Origin of the sequence: Halobacillus amylolyticus, assembly GCF_022921115.1 — a bacterium.
GTDB lineage: Bacteria > Bacillota > Bacilli > Bacillales > Halobacillaceae > Halobacillus_A > Halobacillus_A amylolyticus.
This window is the reverse complement of record NZ_CP095075.1, coordinates 2,389,562-2,409,264: the sequence shown is the minus strand read 5'-3', so window position 1 is coordinate 2,409,264 and position 19,703 is coordinate 2,389,562. Positions and strand designations below refer to the sequence as shown.

Annotated in this window: 15 protein-coding genes and 2 pseudogenes; 10 read left to right on the top strand and 7 right to left on the bottom strand. The window is 40.7% G+C overall.

The features are described 5' to 3' along the window. Positions 1-12 precede the first annotated feature (12 nt). A complete protein-coding gene (locus tag MUO15_RS12395) occupies positions 13-996 on the top strand; it encodes an NAD(P)/FAD-dependent oxidoreductase (protein ID WP_245029583.1) in 984 nt (327 codons plus the stop codon). 456 nt (positions 997-1,452) lie between these two features. Here MUO15_RS12395 and MUO15_RS12390 read toward each other — a convergent pair. Together MUO15_RS12390 and glsA are read right to left on the bottom strand one after the other, a co-directional pair. Next, a pseudogene (locus tag MUO15_RS12390) lies at positions 1,453-2,114 on the bottom strand (DUF421 domain-containing protein). Between the two features lie 100 nt (positions 2,115-2,214). Continuing rightward, positions 2,215-3,159 (bottom strand): glutaminase A, encoded by a 945-nt coding sequence (glsA, locus tag MUO15_RS12385; protein WP_245029582.1) that lies wholly within the window; start codon positions 3,157-3,159, stop codon positions 2,215-2,217. 129 nt (positions 3,160-3,288) lie between these two features. Between glsA and MUO15_RS12380 the strand changes: the two genes are divergently transcribed. The 3 genes and pseudogenes from MUO15_RS12380 (at position 3,289) to MUO15_RS22185 (ending at position 6,564) form a co-directional block, all read left to right on the top strand. Beyond that, a complete protein-coding gene (locus tag MUO15_RS12380; protein WP_245029581.1) occupies positions 3,289-3,909 on the top strand; it encodes an ArsR/SmtB family transcription factor in 621 nt (206 codons plus the stop codon). Positions 3,910-3,985: 76 nt separating this feature from the next. Continuing rightward, the gene (locus MUO15_RS12375) at positions 3,986-5,239 is read left to right on the top strand and encodes an MFS transporter (protein WP_245029580.1); all 1,254 of its coding nucleotides are present in this window, start codon (positions 3,986-3,988) and stop codon (positions 5,237-5,239) included. A gap of 96 nt (positions 5,240-5,335) precedes the next feature. Beyond that, positions 5,336-6,564, top strand: a pseudogene (locus MUO15_RS22185) (dicarboxylate/amino acid:cation symporter). Positions 6,565-6,663: 99 nt separating this feature from the next. Here MUO15_RS22185 and MUO15_RS12365 read toward each other — a convergent pair. Further along, the gene (locus MUO15_RS12365; protein ID WP_245029579.1) at positions 6,664-7,452 is read right to left on the bottom strand and encodes a class I SAM-dependent methyltransferase; all 789 of its coding nucleotides are present in this window, start codon (positions 7,450-7,452) and stop codon (positions 6,664-6,666) included. A gap of 236 nt (positions 7,453-7,688) precedes the next feature. Between MUO15_RS12365 and MUO15_RS12360 the strand changes: the two genes are divergently transcribed. Then, the gene (locus tag MUO15_RS12360; RefSeq protein WP_245029578.1) at positions 7,689-8,519 is read left to right on the top strand and encodes an ABC transporter ATP-binding protein; all 831 of its coding nucleotides are present in this window, start codon (positions 7,689-7,691) and stop codon (positions 8,517-8,519) included. A gap of 141 nt (positions 8,520-8,660) precedes the next feature. Continuing rightward, positions 8,661-9,143, top strand: a complete 483-nt coding sequence (gene mscL / locus MUO15_RS12355; RefSeq protein WP_245029577.1) for a large conductance mechanosensitive channel protein MscL — start codon at positions 8,661-8,663, stop codon at positions 9,141-9,143. 199 nt (positions 9,144-9,342) lie between these two features. On the opposite strand, the gene MUO15_RS12350 is transcribed toward mscL, so the two are convergent. Both MUO15_RS12350 and MUO15_RS12345 read right to left on the bottom strand, forming a co-directional pair. After that, positions 9,343-11,004 carry an IS1182 family transposase gene (locus MUO15_RS12350; RefSeq protein ID WP_245029576.1) on the bottom strand — a complete coding sequence of 554 codons (1,662 nt, stop codon included), beginning with the start codon at positions 11,002-11,004 and terminating at the stop codon, positions 9,343-9,345. Positions 11,005-11,334: 330 nt separating this feature from the next. After that, positions 11,335-12,321, bottom strand: coding sequence for a DUF3231 family protein (locus MUO15_RS12345; protein WP_245029575.1), 987 nt, complete (start codon positions 12,319-12,321; stop codon positions 11,335-11,337). 466 nt (positions 12,322-12,787) lie between these two features. Between MUO15_RS12345 and MUO15_RS12340 the strand changes: the two genes are divergently transcribed. From MUO15_RS12340 to MUO15_RS12330, 3 genes are read left to right on the top strand one after another with little or no spacing between them, the layout of a single operon-like run. Beyond that, the gene (locus MUO15_RS12340; protein WP_245029574.1) at positions 12,788-14,323 is read left to right on the top strand and encodes a spore germination protein; all 1,536 of its coding nucleotides are present in this window, start codon (positions 12,788-12,790) and stop codon (positions 14,321-14,323) included. After that, positions 14,316-15,434 (top strand): GerAB/ArcD/ProY family transporter, encoded by a 1,119-nt coding sequence (locus tag MUO15_RS12335; protein WP_245029573.1) that lies wholly within the window; start codon positions 14,316-14,318, stop codon positions 15,432-15,434. Before MUO15_RS12340 ends, MUO15_RS12335 begins: the two co-directional genes overlap by 8 nt. After that, positions 15,424-16,509, top strand: coding sequence for a Ger(x)C family spore germination protein (locus MUO15_RS12330; protein ID WP_245029572.1), 1,086 nt, complete (start codon positions 15,424-15,426; stop codon positions 16,507-16,509). Before MUO15_RS12335 ends, MUO15_RS12330 begins: the two co-directional genes overlap by 11 nt. A gap of 264 nt (positions 16,510-16,773) precedes the next feature. On the opposite strand, the gene MUO15_RS12325 is transcribed toward MUO15_RS12330, so the two are convergent. Next, a complete protein-coding gene (locus tag MUO15_RS12325; protein WP_305853245.1) occupies positions 16,774-17,202 on the bottom strand; it encodes a BrxA/BrxB family bacilliredoxin in 429 nt (142 codons plus the stop codon). 13 nt (positions 17,203-17,215) lie between these two features. After that, positions 17,216-18,352: a conserved virulence factor C family protein gene (locus tag MUO15_RS12320; protein WP_245029571.1), complete on the bottom strand. Its 1,137-nt coding sequence runs from the start codon at positions 18,350-18,352 to the stop codon at positions 17,216-17,218. A 165-nt stretch (positions 18,353-18,517) separates the two neighbouring features. On the opposite strand from MUO15_RS12320, the gene MUO15_RS12315 reads away from it, so the two are divergent. After that, positions 18,518-19,684, top strand: coding sequence for a hypothetical protein (locus tag MUO15_RS12315; protein WP_245029570.1), 1,167 nt, complete (start codon positions 18,518-18,520; stop codon positions 19,682-19,684). The last annotated feature ends 19 nt before the right edge of the window (positions 19,685-19,703 follow it).

The following is a 19,703-nucleotide window of genomic DNA, read 5'->3' as shown; positions in this document are numbered from 1 at the left end:
GAGACGGGGCCAATGAGTGAACTCTATGATGTGACTATTATCGGTGGGGGAACAACAGGATTATATACGGCTTTTTACAGTGGGATGCGTGAGATGAAAACGAAGGTGATTGAATATCAGCCAGACCTTGGCGGAAAGGTGTCCTTTTTCTATCCGGAGAAAAAAATTTACGATGTCGGCGGATTCCTTGGAGTGCTTGGAGATGATCTCGTAGCTGACGTTAAAGAACAAGCCTTAAGCGTCCAGCCTACGTTCGTGATGGGACAGAAAGTTGGAGCCATCGATAAGCAAGAAGACGGAACATTTGTGTTGACATCGTTGACTGGTGAAAAGCATTTTTCCAAAACGGTGGTTGTTGCTTCAGGTTTAGGAACTTATGATATGCGCCCTCTGGATGTAGAAGGAAGCCATCTTTATGAAGGGAAACACATTCATTATACGATCCAAAATCTTATGCAATATACAGGACAGAAAGCCGTTGTGATTTCGGAGAACAGGGTTGGTGTCGATTGGGCACTTGCGTTAGAAGACGTGGCCTCAGCAGTCCATCTCGTCAATCGAGGCTCAGAGTTTAAGGCCGTTTATGAAAACGATGTGGAAAAACTTAAGCAATCCGGTGTCCATGTTCATATGGAAGCACAAGTGGAACAGCTTGAAGGTACAGGAGTGGAACTAGCAGGTGTCGTTCTCACCAATGGTGAATACATTCAGACTGACCATCTGCTTGTTTATGAAGGATTGCAGATTGACAAGAGTTTGTATGACCAATGGGGGCTTGCGACAGAAAAGGGGCGTATTCCTGTAGGCACCGATATGGCGACATCCATTGAAGGTGTGTTTGTGGCTGGAGATGCGGCGATTTTCCCGAGTAAAACGATGTTGATCGCTTCGGGATTTAATGAGGCAATGGCAGCTGTCAACAGTGCCAAATCATTTATTGATCCAAAGGCGAAATCCCAGGTGTATAGTACAGTTATTTACAAGCACCTTGAGTAACCTTCTTGCTCTTTCAACAATTTTCCTCTGTTAATGTCAGGGTAAGTAAGATAATGTTAAAATATTCCTTTTCCCAATAAAAGAGGAGTGTTGCAGTTATGAAGCGGTATGATTTTCATGTTTGGTCATATACAAAAATGTTCAGCCGTCTAAAGAAACTTCCAGGGGACATTTTTTAAGAGCAGCCGAATATTTAAAAAAGCTTGTAGAAAAACAGAGGCCGCTGAAAAAAGTGATATCTGTTAATTCTAATAAGGAATCCACTCGACATATTGACAAATAAAAGAAGATGAGATCACCTATATATAGTAGGTGGTTATCTTCTTCTTCTCTATAAACAAACTTTTTCAGTGCTCTCTGAAAAACACTATCGTTTTTCTCCAAGCTTATAAATGATTCCACGTTTTCAGCGGTTTGCCTATTATGAGCAAGTTCGCTATAATCTCACTCCCCGACCTAGTGAAATATATCACCTTTGTCTACATGAAGAGCACCATCCTGCTGAACTTCTGCATAAAAAACATCCGAAATAGAATTCACTCCGGCTTGTTTTAGTTGTTCGTCTAACCAATTTTGATAGACCCATCGGATATAACTTCAGTAGCAATTGGATAAATCCTTGATCTTGTATTTAAAATATTCATATCACCTTTGGTTAGAGGCTGTTTAGTATCTTTTTTTACCACAGAGAGTTTGCCATTCGTTTCAAAAATGGCGTAGTCTACATCCTCTATTTTAAAAGTGTTATGCTGCCTCAGCATTGTATTTAAAGTATCCATATCTAACCGAGACTTACGAAGCGAGTTAACCATGATTTGCCCATCCTTAATCACAATCAACGGGTCACCTGAAGTGACTTTTCGAGCTTGTTTAGATTTAATATCAATAAATCCAATAACGATTGTGAAAAAGGCCCATCCAACTAATGCAATAACCCCGTTACGGATACTTAAATCTTGGCTAACAGCAAGACTTCCAGCGATGGTACCAATAGCAATGGCTGAAACAAAGTTGAAAAAGGTCATCTGACTAATTTCTTTTCGACCCATAATTCTGGCTAAACTGAATAGTACTAAAAATGATAGTGCAACCCTTAGTAATAATTCCCACACACCCATGTAGACCCCGTCCTTTCTGAAACACTGTTCGTTGATATTTATTTGTTAAGTTAATTCCTTTTGAAGGGTTTTCATAAAGAGTGAGGTGTGTATATAAATTTTAGTATGTACTTTCGGTACGGAACATATTTAACTTCAGATCCTTAGATAATTTCTTAATAAGTGCTCCTCCAGCTGTACTGTTTCCTTTTTTATCAATAGCCGGTCCAACAATTCCAATGCCCATACGACCTGGGACCACCCCGATAATACTGCCGGAAACTCCACTCTTACACGGGAATCCGGCATCAACTGCGTATTCTCCCGATGAATTATACATACCCGAAGTCATCATGATGGCCTTCACTGTACGTAGATGGTGGGGAGGGATCAATCTCTTTCCGGTCGAATCGATTCCATCGCGTGCTAGAAGCAGTCCAACCCTGGCAAAATCGTCACAGCTCATCATCACTGCGTTTATTCTAAAGTACAGGTCTAGTGCTGCCTCAACATCGAAGATCAACGCTCCTGTGCTTTGCATGAAGTAGGCCAATGAACGATTGCGAGCGCCGTTAGCTATTTCCGCTTGATAAACGGATTCATCCATAGCCAATTCGTTATTATTGGTTATTTGTTTTAAAAAACGTAAGTAACGATCAAAACGATTGTCATTGTTCCCCCCTTTTATCAGTGAACAAACAGCGATCGCCCCAGCGTTAACCATAGGATTAAATGGTTTAACCTTGTCATGGGATTCAATGGCACCAATGGAATTAAACATCTCATCTGTTGGTTCCATGCCTACTGCCTGAAAGACGCGTTCTTTTCCGAAATCATGTAAAGCCAGCATGAGCGCAATAACTTTTGCAGTGCTTTGCATGGGAACGCAATGAGTTGAATTTCCTGCAGAGTAGACATTTTGGTCAGTTGTCATAATGGATACTCCCAGTTTATCTCTTAATGTATCATCAAAATTAGGGAGGGAAGTGTTCACATTCCCATTAACCGCATAGGGTCTGCAGTCTTCAATGGCTTCGTTTAGGTATTCATTTGATAATTGTTCCATAAGACACTACTCCTTACCTAGTGAACTGAAGAATATCTTTATTTAATTTCCCCCTAATTAATTTGACAATTCGTGGATTTGGTATATTATATAGTTAAATAAATTTTACCGTGTAAAAGGAGTTTACTTATGAAAGACATACAACTGCTGACAACCCATGAACAGTTAAAGACCTTAAGTGACCCGTTTCGTTCCCAAGTGCTGCTTCGATTAATGGAAAAGCCAATGACAGGGCAGCAACTATCAGAAGTTTTTGATCTATCAAGGGCGCGTATTCATTATCATCTGAAAGAACTTGAGAAAAATAATCTCGTACAGATTGTTAAAAGGGAGGAAAAGAATGGGATTATACAGAAGTTCTACCAGTCTGTAGCACTCGGGTTTGTAGCGGATCGTGATCTGCTTCCTCATCCAGAGGAAATGAGTGAATCAGTTCGCCAAATGATGATTAATATGCTTGAGCGATCCCAGAAGCGTGTATTGAGTGCATCGGAAGAAGCGTTGCATGATGAGATTGGTTCACAGGACCCCTCGGAGTGGAAGTACTTATCAGGTGCATTTGAATTTAAGGCGACAGAGGATGACTTTAAAGCATGGCTGAAGAAATATTTTGCATTGATGGAGGAATTAAGTGAAATTCAGAAACAGAACCCCACGCAAGATGCGAAGCTGTATTATTTCCATTCGTTGGGGATTCAAGTCGACGAACCATTGTTTGATCGTCAAAAGCCTGAAGAGGAAGAAAGCTGATTCAGGCTTTTCTTTTTGTGGACCCTGTAAAATTATTTTTACTGAATAAATTAATTTTAGAAAGGAGTGGTTAAAGGTGCCGGAAAAACAAGCAGTCGGTGCATCGGGGCAAAATGAACGTTCATTGTTTAAAATGCTTTCCTTTGTCATGTTATGGGTGGCAACACTATTCTCAAGCTTAAGTCTATCGATGTTTATGTTTACACAGTCATGGTATGTGGTGCAAGACTTAGGTTTTGAAGCGGCATTGGGGGTAGTGTTGATTTCCTTATCGGTTCCGAGAATCATTTTTATGATGGTAGGGGGAGTGCTTTCGGATCGAAAAGATCAGGCACGGATTATGTTTTGGTCTGACTTATCCCGAGCGATTCTCGCGTTGATGCTTGTTTTTGAATTTGTGTTTGTCCATCCGCTTCCGATCTGGATGCTAGTGGTCAATGCCGTTTTATTTGGCACATTAGGAGGAATCTTTGACCCAGCCCGTGATTCAATTTTGCCAGTAGTGGTTGATTCTGAACTGCTGACGCGTGCAAATTCCGTTATTCAAGGAACGATGCAGGTGGCGCTTTTTTCAGGGCCGTTACTTGCGGGGATAATGCTTGGAGTAGCGGGTTATAGGGGGACATTTGTACTGGTCAGTGCTTGTTTATTTATTGCAGCACTTTGTGTCTACTTCGTTAGGACGCAAAAAGCAGGAATAGTCCAGGCGGAGGTTTCTGCAGGGTTTTGGCAACATTTAAAAGATGGGTTCTCGTATTTATGGGATTCTGCTTTGCTTAAGGCGTTGTTCATCATTTCGGTTGTTGTAAACTTCTTTTTGTCAGGTCCATTATTCATGGGATTGCCAATTTTCGTTGAAGGAGTTCTTAAAGGAAGCGCAATTGATTACAGTTTTGTTCAAGGTGCGCTGACATTTGGGATGATAATTGGTTCTATCCTTATGGGAGTCATCAATCTTCGTAGAAAACGTGGTTCGTACGCCCTTTTTTTAATGGCGACTCAAGCCGTATTTGTGTTAATCCTCAGTCAATCAAACACACTTTGGATGGCAGCGGGAGCGATCATTTTTGTAGGTTTGTTGATCCCTTCGATTAACATACCGCTTGTTTCAATGATTCAGGAATACACGGATAAAGATAAAATAGGCCGAATTATGAGCCTGATTCGTACGGCATCTTTCGGACTAACGCCACTTTCCTATGCAGCTGCATCTTTTATCCTTAGTCTAGGAGTTCCCATCCAGTCCATTCTATTTTGGAGTGCTTTCCCACTGATGATCAGTGTGGCGTGCTTGTTCGTATCCTTTCCTGTTTTACGAAAGGCAGATTAAGTTCAATTAGTTGTCTCCTTTTTAAACGTGTAGTAATATAACCAACGAACTTACTAGGTTATGGTTATATAAATAATCACAGAAGGAGGAAACAACATGGCTAAATTATGGAAGTCTTATCGCAATGTTTCACTCATTTGGAAAATTGGCGTAGCTTTTCTTTTTGGGATCGCTGCTGGGTTTACCTTTGGTCCCTCTATAAATGTCGTGCAGCCGTTTGGTGACTTGTTCTTGCGCCTGCTGAAATTTCTTATTATTCCGATGCTCCTATTCACTATCATTACAGGCCTGAACCAAACAACACCAAAACAGCTTGGCCGTATGGGTGGGAAAGTACTCGGTTTTTATATAGTAACTTCGGCGCTCGCATTAACAATTGGTTTGATGATAGCGTCATGGGTTAACCCGGGAATCGGGCTCTCTATCCCGGGCGGTGCAAGTGTGGAAGTCCCGGATACACCATCGTTCGTTGACATCTTGCTTGGTATTGTGCCAACAAATATGGCGACAGCCTTTACGGAACTAAACTTACTGCAAATTATTTTTATTGCGATTGCCTTCGGCTTAGCGATAGGCTCGATGCGCGATTCTAAAAAACCGCAAATTCGCGGCTATGGTAAAAAACTTCATACGGCCTTTGAGGCAGGGTCAGAAGCCACGTTCCGCATTATGGATTGGGTTTTAGAATATGCTCCAATTGGTGTTTTTGCCTTAATCGCAACGACCATCGGGACACAAGGGCGGATTCTCTTAGTGGATTGCTTCTGTTTGTAGGTGTTGTGTATGCAGGAGTGCTTATGCAGTATGGGCTTTACTATGTACTCCTGTTTTTCTTCGGAATTTCGCTAAAGAAATTTTTTGCACATTCACGTACAGCGACGTTAACAGCCTTTGTTACTCGCAGCAGCTTAGGTACACTTCCTGTCACGATGCGTTCCGCTGAGAGACTTGGGATTAGAGAGAGGTTATACGGATTCAGTCTGCCGTTAGGTGCTACGATGAATATGGATGGTGCTGCTATGCGTGTCGGAGTCTCCGTAGTGTTTGCTGCGAACGTAGTAGGGTTAGATTTAACGATTCCACAAATGCTTGGCATCGTACTTACGGGTACGCTAGCCTCGGTCGGTACAGCTGGAGTGCCTGGAGCGGGGTTAATTACACTTGCGACTGTTCTCGTTCAAGCAGGTCTTCCTGTAGAAGTGGTCGCTTTAATAGCTGGAGTTGATGTGCTGCTCGGTATGGCAGCGACTTCCCTAAATGTAACCGGAGACCTCGTTGGTACAATGATTGTAGATAAAAGCGAAACAAAAAAACAAGCATCTTAAATATAAAGAAGAGGACCAGGTCATCCTTACATTGGGTTTCACCCCAAATAATGTATGACCTGGTCTTCCTTTATTTACTAGCCTTTTGCCGTCATCTGTTCATAGTTTTCTTGCCATGACCATCCACTCATCAATCGAAAAATCAATGATCTCATCTTCCTTCTTTTGAAAGGCAAAGTATGCCTTCACGTGATCTTCCGCATCTTCTACAAAGCGTACCACTTGTTTTTTATCTTCATCATTATCAAGTGTCCTGTTAAGCCAATCTGAGAAAGGCAGCTTTTTCTTACGTTGCAATTGATCTTCCAGCTGAAGATCGTACTTAAGAAGAAGTTTCTCCCACTCAGATATTTTCAATGCCCTGACATGGCTTTGGTCCCGCACTTTTTCTAATGTATTATAGAAGTGGTCTAGGTCATCGTTTTCTGATGCTGTATTATCAATCATTAAAAAGTATCCGCCCTGTTTAAGTACTCTCTGTACCTCTGAGATAAATTTTTCGGGATGTGGGAAATGGTGAGGTGCAATTCTACAAGTCACTACATCAAAACTGGATTGAAGAAAAGGCAACTCCTCCGCATCCGCAATCACATAATGAATATTATCGAATGAGGCGAGATGGGATGCCGTATTCTCAAGCATCTGTTCTGTTAAATCAGTTGCAAACACTGTTTTCACATATGGACTTAATTGCCTGGCGACATGTCCTCCTCCTGTAGCAATATCCAGAACAGACCAAGAAACATTTGGTTTGAGCCATTTCGTAACTAAATCCAAGTCGGACTGATTGTTGTGAACTTTGCTTTGGACATAAGCTTCGTTATTTTTAGAAAAGGTTTCCCTCACACGCTGTTTCATTTCCTCAGACATTCCATCGCCTTCTTCCATAAAATTAAGATACTCCTATTGTAAGCCTAAGAAGGGGATAAGGATAATATTTTATTTGAATAGAATATGATAACCAAAGTCAATCGGTTCATTATGAAAGGAAATGAATGGATGACCTGGTCTGTGATTTTCCTTGCACTTCTTACGATGAAGCTTTATAATTTTTAGTGATAATGATTTTCATTATCGTGAATATAATCATAACAGGCTTACATATAAATAGGGAGGACTTTTGCATGGCAAAGTTAACGACTGAACATGTCGACATTGCTTATGGTGACCATCAAGTTGTGGGAGATTTGACTTTAGATATTCCTGAAAATAAAATCACGACGATCATCGGGCCTAACGGGTGTGGTAAGTCGACCATATTGAAATCACTTGCAAGGATCCAATCTGTAAACGGCGGCTTTGTTTATTTAGATGGCAAAGCGATCAAGAAAGAACCTTCTAAACAAATTGCTAAAAAAATGGGCGTCCTACCTCAATCACCTGAAGCCCCTAGCGGATTAACTGTAGCTGAGCTTGTATCTTACGGGCGTTTCCCACATCAAAAAGGTTTTGGTAAACTAACGAAACATGACTATGAAATAATAAAGTGGGCGATTGATATTACAGGGGTGGAGGAATTTGAGAATCGTTCAATCGATTCCTTATCCGGTGGCCAGCGGCAAAGAGTCTGGATCGCCATGGCATTGGCACAGGAAACAGAAATTCTCATATTAGATGAACCGACCACTTACTTAGACCTTGCGCATCAGCTGGAGGTGCTTCAATTACTTGAACGTTTAAATAAAGAAGAAGGTCGGACAATCGTGATGGTGATTCATGATTTAAATCAGGCGGCTCGATTTGCTGATTATATTGTGGCCATCCATAAAGGAGAAATTGTCAAAGAAGGTAAACCAGAAGAAGTGATTGAAAAGCGTGTGCTAAGGGATGTCTTTCATATTGATGCAGATATCGTTACGGATCCTCGGACAAATAGGCCGGTTTGTTTGACTTACGATTTAGTAGCAGAGCAATCGAACAATCGCACAGAAGAAAAAGTAGTTGCTTTTATGTAACCGTTCAAAACCCTAAGCCATAGTGGCCTAGGGTTTTTTTGTAGTTTTTTTGATTACCCGCTTAACGGTCCCGTTCTGCTTTTTCTAACATCATAGCTTGTCCCTTATTCTCATAAGCTACTAGGAAAGGGGGGAGGGCCATTGCAACTATTTCAAGAATTTCGTGAGTTTGCGGTGAGAGGGAATGCAGTCGATATGGGAGTGGGGGTCGTGTTAGGTGCAGCATTTGGTGGGTTCATTGATTCGTTTGTTTCCGACATTCTGTTACCGCCAATTGGTGTGATTCTCACCAAGATGAATTTTGAGAACCTTTACATTAGTTTAAGCGGAGGAACTTTTGTTTCTTTAGCTGAAGCGAAAGCCGCTGGTGCCGCAACAATTAATTATGGCTTATTTATTACTGCATCCATTCGGTTTCTACTCGTGCTGTTTGCCGTCTTTCTCGTCGTAAGACAAATCAACCGTTGGAGAAAGCCCCACAAAAGCCCAATGGCATCGTTGATGAAAAAGGAATGTCCTTTTTGCTGTATGCCCATTCCTAAACCGGCAGTTATTTGCCCAAACTGTTCAAGCACCTTAACAGAAGAAGGTATAGAAAAACCTCCACGATGGCATATCAAATAACGGGGTTTATTCGAGATCTTGCCTAAGATAAGTCTTTATTGATGGAAGGGGCGTTTATTTATGCAGTTATGTCCCCTTTCGGTTGTCAGTCCATTATCCTTATTTTAACATGAAGGGTATATCCCCATGTACACGTCTTATATAAAATCTGAAACAAGTATAAACCACCTAGAAAAACCAGAAAGGGGCTGGGACATAACTAGCCTGAAATAATAAAAAAGGTTCCGATCATCGGTTTTTGATGATCGGAACCTTTTTTTATTGAATGAGGAAAGTTATTGGCCTTACTCTGCTGCCTTTGAGCGGTGTACTTTCTCAAGTTCACCGCCATGAAGGCAAATCCTAATTCATTCTTCACACTCTCCTGACCCCTTACGGACATTCGAGTGAAACGCAAATTAGCCTTCAGAAATCCAAAAAATGGTTCTACATCGACTTTACGTTTACCATAAAGTTCGCCCATTTTCTCTTCTGAAAGCAGTTCTCTGACCATATGTTTTTGTTCTTCCCATTTTTCATTGTAATAGATCTTGCGATTGTTGCCTTCTTTAGCCTTGGTACATTGACTACGGAGAGGGCAACCGGAACAGTCTTCACACTCGTACACCTTAAACTTCCGGACAAAGCCATAACGATCAGTCTTGTGGGAAAAATACCGGAACGTCAGTTGTTTTCCGTTCGGACAAATGAATGCATCATCTTCTTCGCTGTACTCCCAATTGGCTGAATGAAATGCCTTCTTTTTAAAACTTTTCTTCTTCTCTTTGCGGTACGTATTGTACGTGATCAATGGCGTGCGCTTGCGATTCTCCTGGACTTCTTCATAATTTTCTTCGCTTCCATACCCACTATCGGCGACAAGATGATCGGGTAGTTCAAAGAAGTGTTGTTCGATGTGATCCAGGAAAGGAAGGAACGTGCGCGTATCCGTTGGGTTCGGAAAAACATCATAAGCGAGCGCATATTGGCCTTCGGTCGCCACCTGTATATTATAACCGGCTTTCAGTTGCCCGTTCTTCATATAATCATCTTTCATTCGCATAAACGTGGCGTCATGGTCGGTCTTGGAATAACTGTTTCGTTCTCCAAAGATTTCCGTGTCGCTTTCGTATTTCTGCTTGCGCGCCGCAAAATCCTGAAACTGTTTATGGGATTGCTTTGGCTCTTTGCGCTCGGAACGAAGTTGTTTCCGTTCGCTCACTTCTTCGCTCTCTTCGATTTTCTGGCTCCATTCTTCGACCTTTTCTTCCAACCTTTCAGCTATATCTGTAAGCTCTTTGACCGATAATTCTTCCGGATTTTCCCGTACGATTTCTGGGATGATTTCCTTTTCAACCAATTCATCATACATGCGGTTGGACTTTTCGATCAGATTGGCGTTGTAATTTTCCACAGCCTTACGCCAGACAAATGTAAACTTATTGGCATTGGCTTCAATCTTGGTTCCATCGATGAAAATCGCTTCGTCATCAATCAACTCTTCCTGAACAAGTTGGCAACGGAACTGGACAAAGCACTCACGGAGGAGGGCTTGCACGTCGGGGTGGACACGGAATCGATTAATGGTTCGATAGCTCGGTTCATAACCTTGAGCTAACCACATCATGCGGACACTATCTTGGAGAAGCGCTTCGATTTTCCTTCCGGAGAAAACCGATTGCGTGTAGGCGCATACAATGATTTTCATCATCATTCGGGGATGGTAAGCCGGACAGCCCGTCTTCCGTAAGAAAGCAGCGAAGGCTTCGTTTGGAATCTGTTCGACTAGATCGTGGACGGCATAGGCGATATCATTTTCTTGGAGTTTCATTTCTAAATCCAGGGGCAAAATCACTTGATTCATGTTATACTGTTTAAACATAAGGACACCTCCGATGGTTATTGTGTGGTAACTATAATTTTATCAGAGTGTGTCCTTATTTTGTTTTCAAAATAGAATTTATTTAGATTAAAATAAAAGAGTAGCCCGCCGAACAAAAACTTTGTTCGGCGGGCTACTCTTCGTTTAGGAGACTGGGTTTTGTCCCACCCTCTTTATTGGAAGTAAAGCTAACGGCTCAATGTCAGAATGTGAATTTTTATAGGCATACTGCTGCTACATAAGTTTATAATGATTTCTTAAGAAAGAAAGTCAAACCTTTTATTAAATCTCATTGCTTCTAATATAAATCCTCTTTAAGTTTAAGTTATTTTATTTTATTAGGTCCGAACGATCTGGAGCTTGACTTGGTTCCTCTAACCACCCGTTTTTAATCATGAGGTCTAATCCATCCTTAGCGAATAAGGAAATTTCTGCAGACAACTTCTGGTAATTAAATATGATATCGTAACGAAAACTAGCGCTCGATCCCGCTGAGTAATTAGCCTGTCCAGCTGAGCTTAACATCGTCATAAGGAAAATGATTAATCGGTTAGAAAAAACCGGTGTTGTTGAAGTTGAAACCATACTGCTGGATGACATAGGAGGGTAGATATCTGACTCTTTTAAGGTATTCGTAAAAGTATTCAGATGTTTTTTCGATATTTTTTTCCCTTTCTTAAGGTAAGACTTAATTTCCGGTGATTTTGTTGTTTGTGCAAATCCAGTACATAACTTTTCACCGATAACATTTGTTTTTACGTTCTCAAATAGGTGGGAGATTTCTACTGTATTTAACGATCTTTTTTTAAACGGACTTGAGTATTTCTTTCCTTGCACGTACTCTGCCTCACTCTGAACATCAACCTGGGGAGCACGGATATATACGTCTTCTGATAGCGATGTGTCTATGCAATGATTGAATAAATCGATCGTTTTTCTGGTGGTTTCACTCAGGAAGTCTCTAACATCTTTTCTAACCGAGAACCCTAAAGAAAGTCCATTAGTAGCTACTCCCGCTTTTCCTATATGTTCAATAAATGTCAACATAAAGGAATCTGTAAAAAGCTTTGGTGAGTTAAGGTCAACATCTTGCTCATTGAAGCCCTTAGGAGCAGGTGCTCCATCCTCTACTAGTAAACGTTTGCTCTCTTTAGCTGTATCTATTGAGATCGCTAATGTTTCTTCAATAACAGATTTAGTTTTTTCATTTTCTACTGTTTCTAAAAAATACCTTAATATTTGGTCGACCATACTATTTTGAACATACTGTGTCCAAAGCATTCCGAGTTCATTGGCCGTTAAAGGTAGTTTATCCAAAATAATCCCTCACTTTTACATGGTTTTAACTATTTTTGCCCAAATAACCAGTACTATTCCGGGTTTATTTTCACGGGAATCGTCTACCAAATCTCGTCTTCTGTATCTTTTCTTTTGCTAATCTTAACTTCTTCTCTATAAAGAAGGATGAAAGGTATTGTCATAATCCAAAGTATATAGGTAAACAAAAAAAACTTCGCCAATCCATCCATTAAGAAAAACACAGAGATAAAGAACGATAGGATTAAAACCAGTGGACTTATATATATAAGGATCTGTAACACATTACTTCCTCCTCTTAGCCAAGTCACCATTATCCTCTCCTAAAAAGTATAATTTATAACCTTTACGTAAAGGATAAAAGGCAGACAAATCGTTTACTTTTGCGGATGCAATTTAAAACCGACGTGTTCATACAATCGAGCTAGTTTGCCACCGTACATATTGTATGATAAGGAGATTTCTAATGTTTAATTGGACGAGGAAAAAGAAGGAGAAGGGCAAGGGAAATCATCAACCACAAGAGACGCTAAAACAGCAAGGTCAAGAACAAAAGAAATCGTTTCAAGACTTATACGAAATGTTGAAGCAGTCAAAGGACTTTATTATCTACCAACACAGCAGTCGGACTAGCTGTGTTCTTTCCTATTATAAGACATTGAGTGGTTCAAAGTTTCTGAATGAATCAGTATTGCCTATCTTAAAAAAACATACGTTATTGTCTTTGGAAGATATAAAAGAGAGGCTGCCTGTTGAGAACATCTATATTACACAACAGTTGACAGAAGTAAAAGAAAAAATCACACGCGGCTATATCGTGATTCAAATGCAGGAAGGGGATGAGGAAGCGCTTCTTATTCCTGCAACCAAAAATAAAAGCCGTAACATTAGTATTCCGGAAGTAGAGTTTAGTGTCGTAGGGCCTAAGGAAGCGTTTGTTGAGTCATTGGATACGAACATAAACCTTATTCGTAAACGTTTGCCGATACCAGAATTAACAATGAGAGAAGTAAACGTTGGCAAATTAACAAAAACACGCATTGCAGTTGTTTACATCGATGGTATAGCAAACAAAGAGAACGTGAATACGGTTTTGCAACGTTTAAATGATGTTCAATATGACCAAATTATCGACAGTTCATTTATCACTCAAATGATAGCGGATAATTCGAGTTCGCCGTTCCCGCAATTTCTAGACACCGAACGACCAGACCGTATTGTTGGGACCCTTGTAGAAGGCAAAGTTGGAGTGGTTGTAGATGGTTCGCCTCATGCCTTAGTTTGCCCAACAACAATCGTTGAGTTCTTCTCATCCTCGGATGATTACTTTTTACCCTGGCATTTAGCGACAGTATTCCGTTTGATTCGACTATTGGCCATCTTATTTTCCGTGCTTAGCACGCCTTTATATGTTGCGGTATTAACCTATCATCATGAGATGATACCACAAGAGTTACTAGCAACAATTATTTCTTCAAGGGCTGACATACCGTTCCCTCCGATTCTCGAGGTTATCATTCTGGAATTAACGATCGAATTACTTCGAGAGGCGGGAGCGCGGCTTCCAACAAAAATCGGACAAACGATTGGTATCGTTGGTGGTATTGTTATCGGAACTGCTGCAGTTGAGGCAGGTATGACAAGTAATGTGTTGTTAATTATTGTTGCGCTAGCAGCGCTTGCCTCGTTTACCACGCCTGTGTATCAAATTGGTAACACGGTGCGGCTTGTTCGCTTTCCGTTTATCATCGGGGCACAAATGTGGGGATTAATCGGTGTTACGATGTGCATGGCATTCTTTATTGGACATCTAATGAATCTAAAGTCTATAGGGAGACCCTTTTTTGCACCCTTGTATCCACTAAGGTTTAATGATTTAAAGGATGCATTTATCCGATTGCCTTTTAGCAGACAAAAGAAAAGGCCTATGCAAACTCGTCCAGTTCATTCAGCCCGTTTTGACCCAAAACGTGTCAAGGGAAAGAGGGATATTGATGAATAAGCTAACAACGCCCAAAGAAGGTCTCTCTATACCTGAAAATTTCTTAGTTACACCCACCTATGTCTTTTTTTTAATCCATGCTATGCAGGTCGGTGTCGGTATTCTTGGCTTTGAAAGTTATATTGCCAAGTATGCAGGTTTTGATGCTTGGATTTCAATATTAATCGGTGGCTTATTTATTCATATTCTACTATGGATGACCTATCACATTCTTCAAGACAGTAAAGGAGATATTGTATCGGTTCATAAGAATATCTTCGGTAAGTATATCGGTGGTTTTCTCAGTCTGATTTTTAGCATCTATTTTCTTTTACTGACGCTTACCGTTCTAAGAACATTTATTGAGGTTATCCAAGTTTGGATTTTCCCAGAATTACAAGTTTGGCTTTTCTCGTTTGCAACTATCTTACTTGTATATTACTTCGTAGCTAGTGGATTTCGGGTGGTAACAGGCATGTGCTTAATTAGTGTCATCTTGGGCCTTCCGATTTTACTTCTTAAATTTTATCCGATCCTAGAGGGTGATGTGACTAGTCTTTACCCTGTTGTTGAGCACAGTATTCCAGAGCTGCTTGCTGCTACTAAACAAAGTATCCTAAGTTTTCTCGGTATCGAATTACTGTTGATTTTCTATCCTTTTATCAAAAATCCGCATGCCTCTAAAAAGTGGGCACATTTCGGGGTGTTTTTTACTGTTTTAATTTATTTAATCACAGCAATTACTTCGTTTATTTACTTCAGTGAAGGACAACTCCAATACGTTATTTGGGGGACGATCACCCTGTGGAAGATTGTCGAGTTTCCCTTTGTTGAGCGTTTTGAGTATGTCGGTGTAGCAATGTGGTTTTATGTGGTGTTGCCGAATATAGCCTTGGCTTTGTGGGGAGCAAGTCGTATACCAAAACGTGTGTTTAAAATAAAACAAAGATATGTCCTTTGGCTGTTTTGTGCGATTCTCTTCGTTGCGAGTGGATTATTAAAAACCCGACATACGATTGACACTCTCAACAGTTTCACAAGTCAAGTCGGCCTTTATGTCTTGTTATACATCCCAGTCTTGTTCTGTCTTTCGAAGATCATAACTAAAGTGAGGAATCGAAATGAAGTATAAATGGTTAGTTCCCTTATTAGTTGCTTCTTCAATGGTACTTACCAGTTGTATGCCCAATGTTAGTATAGAAGATGCCGCCATCGTTCAACTTGCTGGATACGACTATATTGATGAAAACCAAATTAAAGGAACTTTTGCTATTGTCCAGTACACAAAGGGTGAACAAAAAGCAGCAGCCAGTGAAATCTATTTAACAAGTACAGCAGATACAGTAAAAAATATCCATGCTAAGCTGCAGACAAAATCATCTAAACCAGTATCTACAGGGAAAATGGCTGTCACCCTATTTAGTGACAGACTCGCCAAGCACGATATTTCCAAATTCATTGATTCTATAACTCGTGATCCACGGATCGGCAGAGACATCCTTCTTGCAATTGTAAATGGCGAACCGCAGGGAATGATCGAAGGGAAATATGAACAAAATGAGACTACTGCAAAGTATATAATGGGTATTATAGATCACAACATGCGGAGCAACTTCCCGAACACTAGCTTGCACACCTTTTTACATTCCTATTATGGAAATGGAATTGACGGGTTTCTCCCTTACCTGAAAAAATCAAAGGACCATATTAAAATAGAAGGAATTGCCTTTTTAGATGAAGCGAAGTTAGCCCTTACTATTCCTTATTCAAAGAGCTTATTCTTTAAGATGATGAAAGAAAGAGTGACCGATGGGGTGCAAGAAATTCAATTCCAAGGAGAAGGGATTATGATAGAAAATATCAATTCAGAAGTGGAATATTATATAGAAGGCGGGGCTGAAAACCCCAGATTTTTGATAGAAATTGACATGAGAGGAATCTTAAACGAAATTTCTAACTTGGATGAAGGTTCAGATCCCAAGCGTATACGTAATATGGAAAAGGAATTTAACAAGTTTTTTGAAGAACAATGTCTGGCATTGATTCAACAATTCCAGGAGAATAATATTGATCCTCTAGGACTTGGAATTACGTTAGAAAACCGCAAAAGGAATGTTAATATGAAGAAGTGGAGCGATATATACCCTGATACACCCGTGGATGTAAATGTGACACTGGATATTACTGAAACAGGGATCTCATCATAAAAGACAGACACAATTCCAGAAGCTGAATTGTGTCTGTTTTTGTCTTTTTCTAACCTTTTACATACTGTATTTGGCATTTTTGATATGTTAAAAATGGAAGTATGATTTTTGCGTAACAAAGACCTCAGATATACAAGCTGATGAATCCCTTACTATACCCATATCATCACATTAACAGACATTTCCCGGGAAATAACGACGAAGCCTAACAATTTTTTTGGAAAATAAAAACCGCTACCTTAGAAGGCAGCGGCAATGATAGCCTTAGCAATGTTCGTTATAAGCAGAGGTTAAATTACTTACAATTTCTTCAACGTCATGGTCTTCAATTTCTTCCCGGGGAATAAAATGAAGGACTTGTCCATCTTTTAATAAGGCCATAGATGGAGAAGAAGGTTCATAGCCTTCTAAATAATCACGCATACGACTTGTCGCTTCACGGTCTTGTCCAGCGAAGACGGTCACAAGGTGTTCCGGTTTTTTCTCATTAGCCAGTGATTCCCTAGCGGAAGGACGAGCTAGTCCTGCTGCACAACCGCACACAGAATTGACTACCACAAGGGATGTTCCTTTCGTTGAACTGATGAATTCATCAACAGATGCAGGTGTTGTTAATTCGGAAAAACCTGCTTTTGTCAGCTCATCTCTCATCGGTTGGGATATTTCTTTCATATACGCTTCATATGGATTCATAATAAGCCTCCTATTATTTTTGTTTAGTAGCTTGTGTCATTTGGTGCCAGACGGAACCTTTTGCTGTTTCGCCGCCTTCAATTCGTTCAATCGCCATATTGATTTGCATGCGGACTTCAAACTCGGGATCATCGGATGCCTTTTTTAAAGCAGGAAGAGCTGTTTCGTCCCCCAGTTCATAAAGGAACATAGCCGCACGCCATCTGACTAATCGGTTACTGTCAGATAGGGATTTAATTATTTCAGGCATGGCTTCTTTAAAGCCGAGATCAGACAAGCAATCTCCGGCAGTTCGCCTTACTGTTACGGTTTTGTCCTTTAAGGCTTTGTAAAGATACGGTAGAGTGTCTGGTTCTTCAATCATGCCTAAATAAGCCGTAGCTAAACGCCTTATCGAGGCTTTGGCATCACCCAACGCTTTGTCTAATACCGGTAAATCTTCTATCGTTGGATCCATTCTGTCAAGGGCAGCATAACGGACTTTCCAATCAGGATCGTCCAGCACCTCGATAGAAACTCTTTGATTGGGGGCCGACTCTGTTTCACTCGTATCTTCTTCAAAGGCAAGTTTCACCAGGGTCTTCAATCGATGAGTATCGTAACTGGCTGTAAGTTCTTCTTTCACTTGCTCACCGATTTCATCTGGATCGCCATAACGTGGGTTTTGTTCAACCCATTTTCGCTCCATAATCATGTTTGGAGAGGCAGGGGCCGCTTCCATCGCTGCTTCCATAAACATATCCGGCAGACCGATACGTTTCTCTTCATCGCCATCTTCAAGCTTTACTTGCATCGGGATACCGCGGAACATTTGGACAAACACCTTTACCTCACCGAAAGAATCATCAGGGGTTTTTTGATTGTTTTGAGGAGCAAGATCAGACGTTTCTTCTGAACCAAAAATGGAACGAACCTCTGGCAGGATGGCCTCCCAGCTTACTTTAGCGTGGCGTTCTAAAGCAATAAAGTTTGTAACATGATACAGACCTTTCACACCTTCAATGTCAAAAAGCTGTGCAATGAAGTCAGGGGCCGCTTCCAAACGATCCCCCTGTTTATAGTTACGGGTTTCCCCGTTTGGTAATTCTTCATTCAAGTTAATTTTCATTGAGTTAGGGCTGGGTGTCGGCTCTATGGACACGATCTTCATTTTCATTCCCCCTCACTGCATTCATTACATTGATTTTATCAAAGAATGATGGTTACTTCCATTGTTAGGCACATAAGGTAAACTAGATGGAAAAAACAGGTTGATCATCCTTGTTTGTGGGCGTAATATTACAATTAGAAAACAATGGTAAAGGGGGAGGAATGAATGGATGGGTTTTCTCGTCAGCAACTTGCAGCAGCGTTTCGTAAAGAGTTAAGGGGTCTGAGGGAAAAACAATACATAACTAGAGATGAATATAAGCGGTTAACCGATGCACACGATCATTATGTGAAGAGTCGGCAGGCTGTAAGTGAACCAGCTGTTAAACAAGAGACTCTATCCCAAGTGACAGCCCCTGATGAGAGGGAAACGCAGCCAAAAGAGAAACCTGCTAAGCAGCAAAAGCCTAAGAAAGTCCGTACCAGAGAACAAGTAAGGGAACGAAATATCACTTGGTCGCTAATTCTTGGTGTTGTTCTCTTGCTGATTAGCGGACTAGTTTTAGCGACAAGCCAATGGGAGCAGATGGGGTCAGTTATGAAGGTGTTCTCGATCTCATTTGTATCGTTGTTTTTCCTAGGTTTAAGCTTTATTTCAAGAAAATATTTACGTATTGAACAGACGGCATTCGCCTTTTTGACACTTGGAAGTATGCTAGTTCCTATTGTTATTCTGGCGATTGGCTATTTTGAACTTCTCGGAAATTACTTATCTCTATATGGCGACGGCAGGTACGTATTGGGGTTGATGGGAGCAGTTCTTCCGCTTCCATTATATATTCGAAATGCCTATATGCACCATTCCCGTCTATTCGTATGGATTTCGTTTATTTTCTCCTCCCTTACAGTTGGGTTTGGTTTAAGTGCCTTAGAGCTGCCTGTAGATGCCTTCTATCTTTTGCTTATGGTGTTTAATGGTGTTTTATTATTATTCCACCATCAGTATAAAGAAAGGAAGCAGTTACAGCTTTTTATGACAGAGGTTCCATTATATACACAGGCAAACTTGATTTTATCCACATTGCTCATGCTGGTACTTTTCGAAAATGAACTGTTCTACAGCTTCAATTTATTGCTGACAGCCAGCCTTTATATGGCGATGGTGTTTGTCTACAAAACGAAGGAGTACCAGTTTGTTTTTTCTGCCCTGCTTGCTTACGGAGTATATCAGTTAGTTGAGCACTCAGTGTTGCAGAGTGTTGATTTAGTCGTTTATGGTGCGGCGGGATTGTTATACATTGGGTTCGCGTATGCCTGGAGAAGCCACACGTTTGTTAACAAGGCTTTCATGTACACGAGTGGGGGATCTCATTTTTCGCCTTCATTTATGTGAGTTATAAGGGGATTCTTAT